This is a genomic window from Kitasatospora sp. NPDC041988 (genome assembly GCF_055588525.1).
In genome coordinates this window covers 1-13771 of record NZ_JBVJCO010000085.1, presented here as the reverse complement: position 1 = coordinate 13771, position 13771 = coordinate 1, and the positions used below count along the sequence as shown (strand labels likewise).

The 13771-nt window shown below is 72.5% G+C and carries 18 protein-coding genes and 2 pseudogenes; 8 read left to right on the top strand and 12 right to left on the bottom strand.

The genetic code is table 11. The features are described 5' to 3' along the window. The 4 genes and pseudogenes from ACZ6NC_RS41140 to ACZ6NC_RS41125 all read right to left on the bottom strand — a co-directional run. A pseudogene (locus tag ACZ6NC_RS41140) lies at positions 1-201 on the bottom strand (aminofutalosine synthase MqnE); the annotation flags it as partial. A gap of 93 nt (positions 202-294) precedes the next feature. Then, a complete protein-coding gene (locus tag ACZ6NC_RS41135) occupies positions 295-1257 on the bottom strand; it encodes a threonine ammonia-lyase (RefSeq protein WP_465739020.1) in 963 nt (320 codons plus the stop codon). A 5-nt stretch (positions 1258-1262) separates the two neighbouring features. Continuing rightward, positions 1263-1724, bottom strand: coding sequence for an Lrp/AsnC family transcriptional regulator (locus ACZ6NC_RS41130; protein ID WP_209417486.1), 462 nt, complete (start codon positions 1722-1724; stop codon positions 1263-1265). Between the two features lie 129 nt (positions 1725-1853). Beyond that, positions 1854-2525: a UbiX family flavin prenyltransferase gene (locus ACZ6NC_RS41125; RefSeq protein ID WP_465739019.1), complete on the bottom strand. Its 672-nt coding sequence runs from the start codon at positions 2523-2525 to the stop codon at positions 1854-1856. Positions 2526-2593: 68 nt separating this feature from the next. Here ACZ6NC_RS41125 and ACZ6NC_RS41120 point away from each other — a divergent pair, with 68 nt between their 5' ends. Together ACZ6NC_RS41120 and ACZ6NC_RS41115 are read left to right on the top strand one after the other, a co-directional pair. Next, on the top strand, positions 2594-3337 hold the full coding sequence (locus tag ACZ6NC_RS41120) for a cyclase family protein (protein WP_465739018.1): 744 nt from the start codon (positions 2594-2596) through the stop codon (positions 3335-3337). Positions 3338-3480: 143 nt separating this feature from the next. Next, on the top strand, positions 3481-4197 hold the full coding sequence (locus ACZ6NC_RS41115) for an MOSC domain-containing protein (RefSeq protein ID WP_465739017.1): 717 nt from the start codon (positions 3481-3483) through the stop codon (positions 4195-4197). A 194-nt stretch (positions 4198-4391) separates the two neighbouring features. On the opposite strand, the gene ACZ6NC_RS41110 is transcribed toward ACZ6NC_RS41115, so the two are convergent. Then, a complete protein-coding gene (locus ACZ6NC_RS41110) occupies positions 4392-4763 on the bottom strand; it encodes a VOC family protein (protein WP_465739016.1) in 372 nt (123 codons plus the stop codon). Positions 4764-4855: 92 nt separating this feature from the next. Between ACZ6NC_RS41110 and ACZ6NC_RS41105 the strand changes: the two genes are divergently transcribed. Then, positions 4856-5497, top strand: a complete 642-nt coding sequence (locus ACZ6NC_RS41105; protein ID WP_465739015.1) for a hypothetical protein — start codon at positions 4856-4858, stop codon at positions 5495-5497. Here the strand turns inward: ACZ6NC_RS41105 and ACZ6NC_RS41100 are convergent. After that, on the bottom strand, positions 5494-6384 hold the full coding sequence (locus ACZ6NC_RS41100; protein WP_465739014.1) for an ATP-grasp domain-containing protein: 891 nt from the start codon (positions 6382-6384) through the stop codon (positions 5494-5496). The genes ACZ6NC_RS41105 and ACZ6NC_RS41100 overlap by 4 nt on opposite strands. A gap of 54 nt (positions 6385-6438) precedes the next feature. Next, positions 6439-6642: pseudogene (locus ACZ6NC_RS41095) on the bottom strand (helix-turn-helix domain-containing protein); the annotation flags it as partial. Between the two features lie 128 nt (positions 6643-6770). Here ACZ6NC_RS41095 and ACZ6NC_RS41090 point away from each other — a divergent pair. Beyond that, positions 6771-7256, top strand: a complete 486-nt coding sequence (locus ACZ6NC_RS41090) for a GNAT family N-acetyltransferase (protein WP_465739013.1) — start codon at positions 6771-6773, stop codon at positions 7254-7256. Between the two features lie 5 nt (positions 7257-7261). Here the strand turns inward: ACZ6NC_RS41090 and ACZ6NC_RS41085 are convergent, their stop codons facing one another. Both ACZ6NC_RS41085 and ACZ6NC_RS41080 read right to left on the bottom strand, forming a co-directional pair. Then, on the bottom strand, positions 7262-7882 hold the full coding sequence (locus tag ACZ6NC_RS41085) for a DJ-1/PfpI family protein (RefSeq protein ID WP_465739012.1): 621 nt from the start codon (positions 7880-7882) through the stop codon (positions 7262-7264). A gap of 224 nt (positions 7883-8106) precedes the next feature. Further along, positions 8107-8829 carry a Crp/Fnr family transcriptional regulator gene (locus ACZ6NC_RS41080; protein WP_465739011.1) on the bottom strand — a complete coding sequence of 241 codons (723 nt, stop codon included), beginning with the start codon at positions 8827-8829 and terminating at the stop codon, positions 8107-8109. A 23-nt stretch (positions 8830-8852) separates the two neighbouring features. On the opposite strand from ACZ6NC_RS41080, the gene ACZ6NC_RS41075 reads away from it, so the two are divergent. Continuing rightward, positions 8853-9146 (top strand): YciI family protein, encoded by a 294-nt coding sequence (locus ACZ6NC_RS41075; RefSeq protein ID WP_465739010.1) that lies wholly within the window; start codon positions 8853-8855, stop codon positions 9144-9146. On the opposite strand, the gene ACZ6NC_RS41070 is transcribed toward ACZ6NC_RS41075, so the two are convergent. Then, entirely contained in the window at positions 9143-9625 is a 483-nt protein-coding gene (locus tag ACZ6NC_RS41070; RefSeq protein ID WP_465739009.1) for an HIT family protein, read from the bottom strand. The two genes, ACZ6NC_RS41075 and ACZ6NC_RS41070, sit on opposite strands and share 4 nt — an antisense overlap. A 303-nt stretch (positions 9626-9928) precedes the next feature. Here ACZ6NC_RS41070 and ACZ6NC_RS41065 point away from each other — a divergent pair, with 303 nt between their 5' ends. Next, positions 9929-10144: a DUF4287 domain-containing protein gene (locus tag ACZ6NC_RS41065; protein ID WP_465739008.1), complete on the top strand. Its 216-nt coding sequence runs from the start codon at positions 9929-9931 to the stop codon at positions 10142-10144. Positions 10145-10146: 2 nt separating this feature from the next. Here ACZ6NC_RS41065 and mqnP read toward each other — a convergent pair whose 3' ends face one another. Together mqnP and ACZ6NC_RS41055 are read right to left on the bottom strand one after the other, a co-directional pair. Next, positions 10147-11052: a menaquinone biosynthesis prenyltransferase MqnP gene (gene mqnP, locus ACZ6NC_RS41060; protein WP_465739007.1), complete on the bottom strand. Its 906-nt coding sequence runs from the start codon at positions 11050-11052 to the stop codon at positions 10147-10149. A gap of 73 nt (positions 11053-11125) precedes the next feature. After that, positions 11126-12583, bottom strand: a complete 1458-nt coding sequence (locus tag ACZ6NC_RS41055; protein WP_465739006.1) for a menaquinone biosynthesis decarboxylase — start codon at positions 12581-12583, stop codon at positions 11126-11128. Between the two features lie 112 nt (positions 12584-12695). Here ACZ6NC_RS41055 and ACZ6NC_RS41050 point away from each other — a divergent pair, with 112 nt between their 5' ends. Further along, a complete protein-coding gene (locus tag ACZ6NC_RS41050) occupies positions 12696-13097 on the top strand; it encodes a PLD nuclease N-terminal domain-containing protein (protein ID WP_465739005.1) in 402 nt (133 codons plus the stop codon). Positions 13098-13536: 439 nt separating this feature from the next. After that, positions 13537-13771 (top strand): carboxyl transferase domain-containing protein (locus tag ACZ6NC_RS41045; protein ID WP_465739004.1); only part of this gene is annotated, 235 nt, incomplete at its 3' end.

The window sequence follows — 13771 nt, the reverse complement described above, 5'->3', positions numbered from 1 at the left end:
GCTGCACACGTTGGTCATGTTGAGGTGACGGTTCACGTTGAAGTGGACGACATCGCCGTTCTTCTCCGTCCGCACATGGTGGGCCAGACCGCCCAACCAGGCCAGGTCATCGCTCTCGTAGAGCGCGATCCCGTCCTCGCGGGTCAGCCGCTCACCCGCGTAGACCTTCGCCTCCAGCTCGCGCTTGAGCCCTGCGTCCATGCGGTGCCCCGCCTCCTCCGACTTCGAATCGTTGCCGGAACGAGCGTACGCCCCTGCCGCCCGCGGCCCGGTCGCGACCCGGGCGCGGCGCCCTCAGCCGGCCAGAAGCTCCGCGAGCAGCGCCGGCTCGATGTTGCCGCCGCTGACCACGGCCGCCACCGCCTGGCCGCCGGTCTCGGCCGCGCGGTGGAAGTACGCGGCCGGGGCGACCGCGCCGGACGGCTCGGCGACCAGCCGGCCGCGGCGGGCCAGCAGGGCCACGGTGGCCCGGATCTCGTCCTCGGTGACGGTGACGATGTCGTCCACGTAGGCGGTGAGGTGCTCGAACGGCAGCTCGCCGACCGAGGGGGTGCGCAGCCCGTCCGCGATGGTCCGGTAGGTGTCGGCGACCGGCCAGGAGAGCCGCTCGCCGGCCCGGAGGCTGGCCTGGGCGTCGGCTGCCAGCTCGGGCTCGACACCGATCACCCGGACGCCCGGGCGGGTGAGCTTGAGCGCCGCCGCCGTGCCGGAGATCAGGCCGCCGCCGCTGACCGGCACCAGCACGGTGTCCAGCTCGGCCGGGGCGTCCTCGGCGATCTCAAGGCCGACGGTGCCCTGGCCCGCGATGATGAACGGGTCGTCGTACGGCGGCACCCAGACGTAGCCGTGCCGCTCGGCCAGCTCGCCGGGCAGGGTGTCGCGCTCCTCGGGCGCGACCAGGACCACCTCGGCGCCGAATCCGCGGGTCGCGTCGACCTTGACCGCCGGCGAGGTGTCCGGCATCACGATCACGGCCTTGATGCCGAGCAGCCCGGCCGCGTACGCCACCGCCTGCGCGTGGTTGCCGCTGGACTGGGCGACCACGCCGCGGGCCCGCTCCTGCTCGGTGAGCGCGGCGAGCCGGTTGTAGGCCCCGCGAGTCTTGAAGGCGCCGGTCGGCTGGAGGTTCTCCGGCTTGAGCCAGAGCCGGCGCTCGCCGTGGGCCGCCCAGGGGGCGGGGACCAGCGGGGTCCGTACCGCCACGCCGGCGATCCGCTGCCGGGCCGCGCGCAGCTCCTCCAGACCGACCAGTGCCATCGTGTTTACTCCCCTTCGGCCAGAGGGAGTTCGCTGACCCGGTTCTCCCACTTCGTGGAGAGTACGACGGTCGTGCGGGTCCGGGCCACGCCTTTCGTCCCGGAGATCCGCTTGACCACCGACTCCAGGCCCTCCACGTCGGAGACCCGGACCTTGAGCATGTACGAGTCGTCACCGGCGATGAACCAGCAGTCCTCGACCTCGCCGAGGTCCTTCAGCCGGTGCGCGACGTCCTCGTGGTCGGCCGCGTCGGTGAGCTGAAGGCCGATCAGGGCCGTGACACCGAAGCCGAGCGAGGCCGGGTTGACCGTCGCCCGGTAGCCGGTGATGACACCGGCCTGCTCCAGGCGGTTGATCCGGTCCGTGACGCTCGGGCCGGAGAGGCCCACCAGTCGGCCCAGCTCGGCGTAGGACGCACGGCCGTTCTCCCGGAGCGCCTGGATGAGCTGTCTGTCCACCGTGTCCATATACCGTCCGCGTCCTTCCGAACCTCACCAGACCCACAGATCATTATCCGGATTCAAAGGCGCCATGCGCGGAACAACCCGGGTATCGCAGAGAACATACTCTCCCGCTCCCGGGCTCCTCACTCCCCCTCACTCCGGCCGCGCGGTGTGGCGCGCGGCCGCGCCCAACTCACCCTCCCAGCGCCGGTACAGCGTGTGCGGTACACCGACCGCGTCCAGCACCCGTCCGGCCACGAAGTCGACCAGCTCCCGGACGGTGGAGCCGCCCGCGTAGAAACCGGGCGAGGCGGGGAGTACGACGGCGCCCTGCGCGTCCAGCTCCACCAGGTGCTTCAGCGTCACCCCGTTGAGTGGCGCCTCGCGGACGCAGACCACCAGCGGGCGGCGCTCCTTCAGCGTGACGCTGGCGACCCGCTGGAGCAGGTCCTTGCTCAGGCCGAGCGCGATCCCGGCCACCGCGCCGGTCGTCGCCGGGACCACCAGCATGCCCTTGGCCGGGTAGGAGCCGCTGGACGGGCCGGCCGCGAAATCCCCGGCAGACCAGTAGCGGACGTCGTCGAGCCGCTCCGGGCCGAAGCGGGCATCGTCGGTGGCCAGCCAGGCGGCGAGGTCGGTGTGCCAGTGCGCGTCGCGGAAGGAGATGCCGGTCTCGTCCAGGATGGTCAGCCGCGCGGCCCGGCTGACGATCAGGTCCACCGGCTCCCCGGCGGCGAGCAGCGCCCGGATCACGGAGGCCGCGTACGGCGTACCGGACGCGCCCGAGACCCCGACCACCCACGGCTGACGCTTGTCTGTTCCCATGGCTCCCTTTCTATACGGAGGCCTCCGCAGCGGCCCCATCCGCCGCCACCCCTGGGAGGATGGGCGCCATGGCAGTGACCCTCGTCGACCTCACCCATCAGGTGACCACCGCGATGCCGGTCTACCCCGGCGATCCGGCCGTCGTCCTGGAGCCCGCGCTCACCACCGCCACCGCCGGGGTGAACGTGCTGGCCCTGCACCTCGGCTCGCAGTCCGGCACCCATGTGGACGCGCCGTACCACGTGGACGTCACCTGGCCGACGCTGGACGGCCTGCCGCTGGAGCGGTTCACCGGCCCGGCGGTCGTCGCCGACCTGCGCGGCCTGGAGCCGCGTACGGAGGTGACGCCGGAGCTGCTCGCCCCGGCGCTGGAGCGGGCAGCGGAGGGCACCGTCCTGCTGCTGGCCACCGGCTGGGCCCGGCACTGGGGCACCGACGCCTACCTCGCCCACCCCAGCCTGACCGCCGAGGCGGCCGAGGCGATCGTCGCCGCCGGGGTGCGGACGGTCGGCGTGGACGCGCTCAGCGTCGACCCCACCCCGGACCCGGGCCCGGGCGACCCGGCGGTGGCCGCGCTGCTGGCCGACCTGACCGACGAGCACGACCAGCCGGCCGCCGCGGAGCCCACTCTGGCCGCCCACCGGGTGCTGCTCGGCGCGCCCGGCGGCGGTGTGATCGCCGAGAACCTGACCGACCTGCGGACACTGCTCATGGCCCAGCAGGCCGGGCGGCCGGTGGAGGTCTCGCTGTTCCCGCTGCGGCTGGTCGCGGCCGACGGCGCGCCGGTGCGGGCCGTGGCCCGGCTGGGGTGAGCGGGCGGTCGCGCCGGGCGGCTCGACCAGGGGTGACCGGGTGGCTTCACCGGACGGCTTGACCGGGCGGCTGGCCGAAACTGCTTGACCCGAGGGGGCTTGGTCTAGACCATCCCCGGCGGGCGCCGCTACGCTTTCCCGCCATGGCAGAGATCATCGGAGTGATCGAGCAGCTCTGGCGCTACCCCGTGAAGTCCACCGGCGGCGAGCGGCTCGACTCCGTCGAGGTGGACGAGCGCGGCCTGGCCGGCGACCGCCTGTACGCCGTGCGCGACGGCGCGGGCAAGTTCGGCTCCGGCAAGAACACCCGCCGCTTCCGCCGGATGGACGGCCTGCTCCGCCTCTCCTCCCGGCTCGGCCGCCGGCTCGACGGCCCCGAGCTGTTCGACCCGCTCGGCCGGCCGGTCGCCGACCCGACCGCCTTCCTGTGCGCCTACCTCCAGCGCCCTGGGGTCGCACTCGCCCGCGAGGACGCCGTCTCCCACTTCGACCAGCTCCCGGTCAGCGTGCTCACCACCGCCACCCTGGACTGGGTCCGCGCGGCCTGCCCGTCGGCCGTCGTCGACGAGCGCCGCTTCCGCCCCAACATCCTGCTGCGCACCCCGCCCGGCACCCAGCCGTTCGTCGAGGACGACTGGTTCGGCCACCAGGCCCGCAGCGGCGCCCGCGCCGGCGCCCGGCTGACCTTCGTCCGCTCCAGCGAGCGGTGTGTGATGACCACCGCCGCCCAGCCCGGCCTCCCGCACGCCCCCGAGATCCTCAAGGCCGTCGCCCAGGCGCACGACAGCCGCCTCGACGCCCTCGCCGAGGTCGCAACTCCAGGGCGGCTGAGCATCGGTGACGTCCTGTCGCTCGACTGAGCGCACGCGGACCCGCACCCTCATGGAGGTGGAGAACTCGACCAGCTTCAACGGCGCCCGCGTGCAGGGCTGGCAGGACCTGGGCCAGGACGGAGGTACCTGGTACCTGACCTGACGCTCACATGCCGCGCGCCGCTGACCCCGGCCCCGGTTGCCCACGTACGGGGGTCGCGGGCAACCGGGGCGGCGGCCGGTCAGCCGGCCTGGATCAGGCACAGCGGGTGCCCGGCCGGGTCGGCGTAGATCCGCCAGCCGCCGGCGTCGGACAGCCGGGTGGCGCCGAGCGCGAGCACCTCGCGCTCGGCGCCTTCGAGGTCCGCCACGTCGATGTCCAGGTGCACCTGTTGCGGGTGTGCCGGGTCGGGCCACTGCGGCGGCCGGTGGTCGGCGACGCCCTGGAAGCAGAGCACCGGGCCGCCCTCGGTGTGCAGCGTCGACCACGCCTCGCCGAGCGACCACCGCCGGTCCGGCCGGTCGACCTCGCCGCCCAGCAGTGCCGCGTAGAACCGGGCCAGCACGGCCGGCTCCGGGCAGTCGAGGACGATGCACTGCAGCTTGCCGATCACGGTTCTCCTCTGACGGGTCGTCTTCCGCCCGATTCTCCCGCGTGTGGGGCGGCCACTGGACAACGGACCCAAGGCGCCTGAACCATGATCCGATGATCACGGGACAGGGCTCGCTGGGCGAACGGTTGGATCGGCTGCGGCGGGAGCGCGGGCTGCTCACGCCCGCGGAGCTGATGGACCTCGCCGACCAGGGCGTGGTCGTACTCGACCCGTTCTCGGTGATCGTCTCGCGGCGGGTCCGGCTGCACCCCGAGAACGTGCTCTACCCCGGCGTGGTCATCGAGTGCGACGAGCGCAGCGGCTGCCTGGTCCGGCGGGGGAACGTCCTGCACGGCGGCACCCGGATCGTCGCCGCCGGGGGCGGGACCATCGTGATCGGCGCTCGGTCGGAGATCGGCGAGGGCGGCGCACGGATCAAGGCGGCCGGCACCGACACCATCGAGGTCGGCGACGGCACCAGACTCGCGGGCGGCGCCGAGGTGACGGGCTCCAGCCGGATCGGCTCCGGCGCCCAGGTGCTCGGGCAGATCTCGGCCCGTTCGGTGATCCTCGCCGCCGGCCACCCGTACGGCTACCCGGACCCGGACGGGAGGGGCGGGGTGCTCAAGGGCTTCGGCCGGGCCCAGGGCGTGCGGGTCGGGGTGGGCCAGGTCGTCAACGGCAAGGGCGACTTCGGCGACGCACCGGTCGAACGACAGCGGGTCTACCACCCGGAGGCCCCGCGGCTCGGCTAGGCGTCGCCGCCGCGCCCGCTCTCGGCGGCCACGGCCGCGACGAGGCGCTCCAGCCCGTGCGGGCAGTCCTGGAGGAACAGGTTCGGCTCGATCAGCTCCAGCTCCATGACCACCGGCTCCCCGGCCTCGTCCAGCGCCAGGTCCACCCGGGCGAACAGCAGCGGGGCGGGAGCCGGGACCGCCGCGAGGGCGGCCCGGGCGGTACGGAGCTCGGGCTCGGTCGGCCGGTACGGGGTGACGCCGGGGTGCGCCGTCCGGAAGTTGTCGATCACCCCCGGCTCGGTCAGCACCGGGCCCTTGCGGATGGCGTGGCTGAAGGCGCCGGCGACGAAGACCAGTGCGCGTTCCCCCTCCTCCACCCGCCGCAGATACGGCTGGACCATCGCCGTGCGCCCCTGGTCGAGCAGCATCCGGGCGTGGAGCAGGGCGTCCGCCGACCGGCCCGGCTCGTAGCGCGCGGTGTCCCGGGCGCCCGCGGAGACGGCGGGCTTGACCACCACGCCCCCGGCCAGGTCGAAGTCCGCCTCGCCGCAGGGCCCGCCCGGGTCGAGGAACCGGGTCGGCACGACCGGGACGCCGCGCCCGGCGAGCGCCGACAGGTAGCGCTTGTCGCTGTTCCAGCGCACCACCGGCGCCGGATTCCGGAGCCGGGTGGCGCCCGCCGTCGTGTCCGCCCAGGCCAGGAACTCGCCGAGGCGCTCCGCGTAGTCCCAGGTCGACCGGATCACCGCCAGGTCGAACCGCTCCCACCCGGGGGCGTCGGCGTCCCAGGCCACCGCCTCGGCGGCCAGCCCTTCGGCCCGCAGGGCGTCGACGATCAGCGGGAGGTCGTCGTCGTACTCGGCACCGACGAGGCTGGTCACGACCGCGATCCTGGCAGCGCGCACGGAACTCTCCTGTCGCAGAGGGCCGGTTTCGCCTTCGGGTGTGCCGGTCGGCCCTCAGTGTGGGGACGGCCGCCGGCCGCCGGCCTGCTCCTGGCGACGGTAGCGGCCCGGGGCGACGCCGAACTCGCGTTTGAAGGCGTGGGCGAAAGCGTACTCCGAACCGTAACCGAGCTGTCCGGCCAGGGCGTTGAGTGGCTCGTCCGAGTCGCGGAGCAGCCGGGCGGCCGTCGTCATCCGCCACCAGGTGAGGCAGGCGACCCGGAGCCCGTCACCTCCGCCGTCCGGGACGTCACCGGCCTGCCCGCCCGCGGGCTGGACGCCCGGGCCGCCGACCACGCGGAGCTGTTCCGCTGAGCTCCCCGGCCGAACTGCCTATGCTGGCCGGCATGATCAGGTTGGAGCGGCTCCGGAACGACCACGCGCCGGCCCTGCTGGCGTTCGAGCAGGAGAACCGGGAGTACTTCGCGCGTTCGGTGCCGGACCGCGGTGACGCGTACTTCGACGGCTTCGCCGAGCGGCACCGCGCCCTGCTCGCCGAACAGGACGCCGGGGCCTGCCACTTCCACCTCGTCGTGGACGAACGCGGGGAGCTGCTCGGCCGGGTCAACCTGGTGGACGTCGAGGACGGCGGCGCCGAACTCGGCTACCGGATCGGCGAACCGGCCGCGGGCCGGGGTGTGGCGACGGCGGCGGTGCTGGAGCTCTTCCGGCTCGCCGCGGCCGACTACGGGCTCTCGACGCTCACGGCCGTGGCCACGCTGGACAATCCGGCGTCCCTGGCGGTGCTCCGTCGCACCGGCTTCACGGCGGTCGGGGACCTCACCATCGACGACCGCCCCGCCGTCCGGTACCGGCGCCGCCTGCCGGGCTGAGCGCCTCAGCCCAGCGTGCGGGTGCGCTCCCGGACGGCGGCCGGCGCCTTGGCCAGGGAGCCGGTGTCGAACGGGGGTTGGGGGTCGTACTCGGTGCAGAGCTGGATGGCCTGGGCGGTGACGTCGTCGGTGAGCAGGGCAGCCAGTCGGAGGGCCATGTCGATACCGGACGAGACACCCGCCGAGGTGATGATCCGTCCGTGCCGGACGACCCGCTCGGCGGTGTAGGTGGCGCCGTGGCTCTCCAGATCGGCGACGGCGCCCCAGTGGGTGGTGGCGGTGAGCCCCTTGAGCAGCCCGGCGGCGCCGAGGACGAGGGAGCCGGTGCAGACGGACGTCGTGAACCTGGTCGTCTCGTGCACGCGGCGGATCCAGTCGAGGAACTCCGGATCACCGGCGAGCGGCCGGGTGCCGTTGCCGCCGGGGACGAGCAGCACGTCGCAGGCGTCGACCTCCGAGTACCGGGTGGGCACGTCCACCGTGAGGGCGCCCAACGCATCGCCGACCCGGCCCGGTTGCGGCGCGACGAAGCGCACCTTCGCGCCCGGCACGTACGCGAGGATCTCGTACGGGCCGATCGCGTCGAGCGGCTCGAAGCGGTCGAAGAGCGGGATCACGATGTCCATGTCCCGCAGCGTAGGCACGGGTTGACGGACCTCGCCAGGAGATCGCCGGGAAGTTCACGAGATCGGGTGGCCGCCTCCGCGTCGGCCCGGTGATGCCGTGGGGGCCGATCGTGCCGGCCGTCGCGCACGCCTACGGCCGGCGCGGCCGCGCCGCCTGATGCCCCGTCGCCCGCTCCCGCCGACAGCCCTGGACGCAACAGCGCCCCGGCGGGCGTCCGGTGTGGCTACCCGGAAGCCCGTGGCGGGTACCGGAGGCCGTCTGCGCGCAGTGCGAGGAGCTCCGGCGCGAGTACGGCGACGGTGCGACGGGTGACCTCGACCAAGCCGTCGCGGCGCAGCTGGGAGAGGATGCGATTGACCGTCACCCGGGTCGTGCCGAGCAGGTCGGCAAGTTCCTGCTGGGTGCCGGGCAGTTCGGCCTGCCCCTGAGGAGCTTCCGCCGCCTGCGCCAACAGCCAGGTCGCCAGTCTGGCCTCGACGGGCAGCGTGGCGGCGTCGGTGAACCGCTCCTGCTGCTGCCGGGCGTGGTCGGCAAGGAGGCGCAGTACGTGTCCGCGCACCGAGGGCGCGTCGTCGACCAGTTCCTCGAATCGGGCTCGCGGAAGGCTTCGCACGGTACAGGCGGTGATCGCCGCCAGGGAGGCCGTGTGCCCGCGCCCGTCGATCACGGCGACCTTGTCCAGCGCGCAGGGTCCGGTCCATTCGCCGAAGCGGACGACGCGACCGGCGGCCGTGCTGATGGTGGCGGAGACCCGGCCGCTCAGCAGGACAAGGAGGTGCTCGGCCGGATCGCCGGCCTTGCGCAACATCTCTCCCGCCCGGTAGCGGCGTGGCAGCGAGTGGGACCAGAGCGCGCTCAGCCGGTCCTCGGGCAGTGCGGCCAGCAGAGGGACACCGGCCAGTGCCCGCCATGCCGCCGGTGTATCGGCTGATGCTGAACCGGTCATCCTCAGACCGTACCGTCGGCCGCATGATGATCCTCGAACTGGCCTTCACCGCCGCCCCGGAACGTCTCGCCGCGCGCCCGGCGCACCGGTCGTTCCTCGCCCGACTCCACGAGGAGGGGCGTCTGCTCGCGGCGGGCCCCTGGGCGGACGACTCGGGCGCGCTGCTGGTTTTCGACGTCGGGCGCGCGGAACTGGAGCACATCCTCGACGCCGATCCGTACTACCGCACGCCTGGCGTCGAGATTGCCGGCGTCCGGGAGTGGGCACCGGTGGTCGGACCCCTGGAGCGACCGGGCGGTCCGGCGGCGGCCCGCTAGCGCAGCGCGTCGAGTTCGGCCCCGACAGCGGCGCGGATCGCGTCGTGCTGCGGGCCGAGGGCGTACTGCGGGTCGCGCCAGTGGCCCTGCGGGTAGAGCCAGACCGGCTTCTGGACGAGGTGGTCGGGTTCCCAGTCGAAGCGGGGCCAGACGTGGGCGTGCAGGAAGGGGTCCGTGTTGCCGAGGATCTCCAGGTTGACGCGCCGGAACGCCGGATCGGCGGCCCGGCAGGCCCGTTCGACGGCCTCGCCGAGGCGCTCCATGTCGGCGAGGTACGCGAGCCGACGCGCGCGCGGCAGGTCGGAGAGGCGTTCGACGCCCGGTTCGTCGGTGAGCAGGATCGAGTACCCGGGCAGGAACTGGACGTCGCCGATGACGGCGAAACCGGCGTCCAACCGCCGCATGACGGTGGGGTTCTCGCGACGCAGCGAACTGCCGATCCGGTCGGCCTTCCAGTCCGGGGCGGTCTCGTTGATCATGCGCAGATGCTAGACGGCAGACCCCGGCCCGTACGACGGGCCCCGGAACGGCGTTCGCCTCACACACCTGCCCCGCAGAAGCGTCCACTTGTGCCGCCACCCGGCCGTCATGACCCGGATCACACCGGGCCCACCGATGAGTTCCGCTCCCGCCCCCGGTCCTACCTGCATGACGAACACGCTCACCGCCAGAGCCGCCCTCGGCCTCGGCCTCGCCCGGCTGACCGCAGCGACGGTCAAGCCGGCTGCGTGACAATCCCTGTAGCGAGCAAGATCACCGCACGACCGAGAAGAGGAATCCCCATGAGCACCGAACCCGCCAAGGGCCCCGCAAGCTACTTCCCGTCGATCGAGAAGAAGTACGGGCAGCCGGTCTCGCACTGGCAGGAGCTGATCCGCTCCTCCCCCCTGACCAGGCACATGGAGCTGGTCGCCTGGCTCAAGAGCGAGCACGGCCTCGGCCACGGACACGCCAACGCCCTCGTCAAGCACACGCTCGACGAGGGCGGGAAGAGCTGACGTCAGATCCCGAGGCCGCGCACGACGAGGTCCACCAACGCGAAGAAGAACAGCGAGATCCCGACGAACCCGTTGGTCTGGAAGAACGCCCGGTTCAGCTTCGAGAGGTCATTGGGCTTCACGATGGTGTGCTCGTAGACGAAGGCACCGGCCACGACCGCCAGCCCGATCCAGAACGCGGCCCCGGCGTCGGTCAGCACCGCGTACCAGCCGAGCAGCAGCGTGGTCAGCACGTGGCAGACGCGGGCGCCCCGGATCGCCGCCGGGATGCCGAAGCGGGCCGGCACCGAGCGCACGCCGCCCGCCCGGTCGGAGGCGACGTCCTGGCAGGCGTAGATCAGGTCGAAGCCGCCGATCCAGATGCCGACCGCCGCGCCCAGCACGACCGCGTCCCAGGACCACGAACCGGTGACGGCCAGCCAGGCGCCGACCGGGCCCATCGCCTGGGCGAGTCCCAGGATCGCCTGCGGGAAGTCCGTGAACCGCTTGCCGTACGGGTAGACCACCATCGGGACGACGGCGACCGGCGCCAGCGCGAGGCAGAGCGGGTTCAGTAGCGCGGCCGCGCCGAGGAAGACCACCAGCGCGACCGCCGAGCCGGTATAGGCGGTCTTCACCGACACGGCGCCGGTGACCAGTTCGCGCCCGGCGGTGCGCGGGTTCCGGGCGTCGATCTCGCGGTCGATGATCCGGTTGGCGGCCATGGCGAAGGTGCGCAGGCCGACCATGCAGACCGTGACGATGAACAGCTCGCCCCAGTGCACCCGCTCGTCGGCGAGGAACATCGCCGTCAGTGCGGCGATGTAGGCGAAGGGCAGGGCGAAGACCGAGTGCTCGATCATCACCAGCCGCAGGAACGCCTTCACCTTGCCGGGCGGGACCTCCGGAAGCGCCGCAGCGGTGCTCATGCGCCCGCCTCGCTTCGCTCGGCACGGGCATTCGCCCCTGCGCGTCCTTCGACGGTTCGCTCGCTGCGCTCGCTCACAGCCCGTACTCCTTCCAGCGGCGGTCCACCAGCTCGGCCGTGGCCGGGTCGGAGGAGACCATCTCGGGCCAGCCGCCGTCCCGGGTGTAGCCCTCCTCGGGCAGCTTGCGGGTCGCGTCGATCCCCGCCTTGCCGCCCCAGAACTGCTGGTAGGAGGCGTGGTCGAGGTGGTCGACCGGCCCTTCCACCACCGTCAGGTCCCGGCTGTAGTCGACGTTGCCGAAGGCCCGCCAGGCGACTTCCTGGTAGTCGTGCACATCGCAGTCGGAGTCCACCACGATGATCAGCTTGGTCAGCGACATCATGTGGGCGCCCCAGATGGCGTGCATCGTCTTCTGGGCGTGCTTGGGGTACTTCTTGTCGATCGAGACGATCACGCAGTTGTGGAAGCCGCCGGCCTCGGGCAGGTCGTAGTCGACGATGTCCGGGATGATGATCTTCAGCAGCGGCAGGAAGAAGCGCTCGGTGAACTTGCCCAGCGGGCCGTCCTCCGTCGGCGGGCGGCCGACCACGATGGACTGCAGGATCGGACGGCGGCGCATCGTCACGCAGTCGATCTTCAGTGCCGGGAACGGCTCCTGCGGCGTGTAGAACCCGGTGTGGTCGCCGAACGGACCCTCGGGCAGCATCTCGCCGGGCTCCAGCCAGCCCTCCAGCACGACCTCGGCGTCGGCCGGGACCTGGAGCGGGACGGTCTTGCAGTCGACCATCTTGACCCGCTCCCCGGCGACGAAGCCGGCGAACAGGTACTCGTCGATGTCACCGGGCAGCGGCGCGGTGGCGGCGTAGGTGACGGCCGGCGGGCAGCCGAAGGCGATCGCGACCGGCAGCCTCTCGCCACGGCGGGCGGCCACCGCGTAGTGGTTGCGGCTGTCCTTGTGGATCTGCCAGTGCATGCCGATGGTGCGCCGGTCGTGCCGCTGGAGCCGGTAGAGGCCGAGGTTGCGGATGCCGGTGTCCGGGTCCTTGGTGTGGGTCAGGCCCAGGTTGAAGAAGGAGCCGCCGTCCAGCGGCCAGGTGAAGAGGGCGGGCAGCTCGTCCAGGTTGACGTCGTCACCGGTGAGCACGACCTCCTGGACCGCTGCCTCGCCCGGCTTGACCTTGCGGGGCGGCACGTGGGCCATCGAGGCGAGCTTGCCGAAGGCGTCCCGGAAGCCGGTGAAGCCCTGCGGCAGCTCCGGCTTCAGCAGACCGGCGATCTTCTCGGCGATGTCGTCCGGACCCTTGAGGCCGAGGGCCTTGGCGAGCCGGCGCTCGGTGCCGAAGACGTTCATCGCCAGTGGCATCGACGAGCCCTTGACGTTCTCGAACAGCAGGGCAGGGCCCTTGGCCTTCTGGACGCGGTCGACGATCTCGCCGATCTCCAGATGGGGGTCCACCTCGGCCTTGATGCGCTTGAGGTCGCCCTCTCGGTCGAGGGCCCGCAGAAAGGAGCGGAGATCGTCGTATGCCATGCCAGTCAGTATCCGCCACCCGATAGCCTGGCTCGGTCAAGGGCCCCCGTGTAACCGTCCACCGCTTCGGGGCCGCCCGCCACCACCGCCGTCGCCGGGGGAGATCGCCGCCGTGCTGAGGATCCTGACCTTCGTCCTTCCCCTCGCCCTCTGGGTGTGGGCGTTCATCGACTGCCTGACCACGCCCGAGGAGGAGGTGAAGCACCTGCCCAAGGTGATCTGGGTGATCATCGTGCTGCTCTTCCCGCTGGTCGGCTCGATCGCCTGGCTGGTGGCAGGCAAGCAGCGCGGCGCCCTGCAGACCCGCCAGGGTGGCACCGCCGGCCACCCGGGCTACGAGCGCCCGCGCGGCGGCCGGCCGCTGGCGCCGGACGACGACCCGGAGTTCCTGGCTTCGTTGAAGAAGGACGACAACCGGCACGAGGACATGCTCAAGCAGTGGGAGGCGGACCTGCGCCGCCGCGAGGAGGAGCTGCGGGACAAGGACGAGCCGGGGGACGGCCGCAAGAGCTGACGGGACTCCCTCGGACAGCCCACCCGGGCCCATCCGGGTGGGCTTCGGTGTTTTTGGCGTATCCCTACGACTGATCGGCCGCCGAAGCCGCCCCTTCGCGCCCCGCCCACCCCACCGGAGCCTGCCCGCAGCGGCGCCGTGGGCAGCCTGCCCGCGACCCCCGGCGCCCGGCCTGACCTGCACGTTTCCTCATGTCCAGATCATCCGAACGCCACCCGGCGGACAGCTTCGGGTAATCGAACGGCCACCGTCCGCACACGGCCCCCGGGGCCGGTTTCTGTGCAGCCCTGACATCTAAACGGACGCGACCTTGTACAGAATCGACGCCGAAACCAGCGCGGGGCCCCTCGTACAGTCATAAGTGAAGAAGTGATTCGCAGCCGGGGGCAATGCAGACGTTGGCTGTCGGACAGTTCCCTCACCCTTGGAGTGGTTCGAGATGACGGTTGTGCATGAGGCGCCGGTCGGCGACGAGATCCCCGAGATCGCGGCCGACGCCCACGGGCGGGTCGCCGAGCTGCACGAACTGCGCGAACAGGTCCGCCGCGGCCCCAGCGAGAAGGCCACCGAGGCCCAGCACGCCAAGGGCAAGCTGACCGCCCGCGAGCGCATCGACCTGCTGCTCGACGAGGGCTCGTTCCGCGAGGTGGAGCCACTGCGCCGGCACCGCGCCA

Coding starts and splice junctions, on each gene's coding strand:
- ACZ6NC_RS41115 (WP_465739017.1), top strand. CDS start 3,481: ATGGCAGAGATCATCGGAGTGATCGAGCAGCTCTGGCGCTACCCCGTG.
- mqnP (WP_465739007.1), bottom strand. CDS start 11,052: ATGAGCACCGCTGCGGCGCTTCCGGAGGTCCCGCCCGGCAAGGTGAAG.
- ACZ6NC_RS41125 (WP_465739019.1), bottom strand. CDS start 2,525: ATGGGAACAGACAAGCGTCAGCCGTGGGTGGTCGGGGTCTCGGGCGCG.
- ACZ6NC_RS41065 (WP_465739008.1), top strand. CDS start 9,929: ATGAGCACCGAACCCGCCAAGGGCCCCGCAAGCTACTTCCCGTCGATC.
- ACZ6NC_RS41130 (WP_209417486.1), bottom strand. CDS start 1,724: ATGGACACGGTGGACAGACAGCTCATCCAGGCGCTCCGGGAGAACGGC.
- ACZ6NC_RS41055 (WP_465739006.1), bottom strand. CDS start 12,583: ATGGCATACGACGATCTCCGCTCCTTTCTGCGGGCCCTCGACCGAGAG.
- ACZ6NC_RS41135 (WP_465739020.1), bottom strand. CDS start 1,257: ATGGCACTGGTCGGTCTGGAGGAGCTGCGCGCGGCCCGGCAGCGGATC.
- ACZ6NC_RS41070 (WP_465739009.1), bottom strand. CDS start 9,625: ATGATCAACGAGACCGCCCCGGACTGGAAGGCCGACCGGATCGGCAGT.
- ACZ6NC_RS41090 (WP_465739013.1), top strand. CDS start 6,771: ATGATCAGGTTGGAGCGGCTCCGGAACGACCACGCGCCGGCCCTGCTG.
- ACZ6NC_RS41075 (WP_465739010.1), top strand. CDS start 8,853: ATGATGATCCTCGAACTGGCCTTCACCGCCGCCCCGGAACGTCTCGCC.
- ACZ6NC_RS41085 (WP_465739012.1), bottom strand. CDS start 7,882: ATGGACATCGTGATCCCGCTCTTCGACCGCTTCGAGCCGCTCGACGCG.
- ACZ6NC_RS41080 (WP_465739011.1), bottom strand. CDS start 8,829: ATGACCGGTTCAGCATCAGCCGATACACCGGCGGCATGGCGGGCACTG.
- ACZ6NC_RS41120 (WP_465739018.1), top strand. CDS start 2,594: ATGGCAGTGACCCTCGTCGACCTCACCCATCAGGTGACCACCGCGATG.
- ACZ6NC_RS41105 (WP_465739015.1), top strand. CDS start 4,856: ATGATCACGGGACAGGGCTCGCTGGGCGAACGGTTGGATCGGCTGCGG.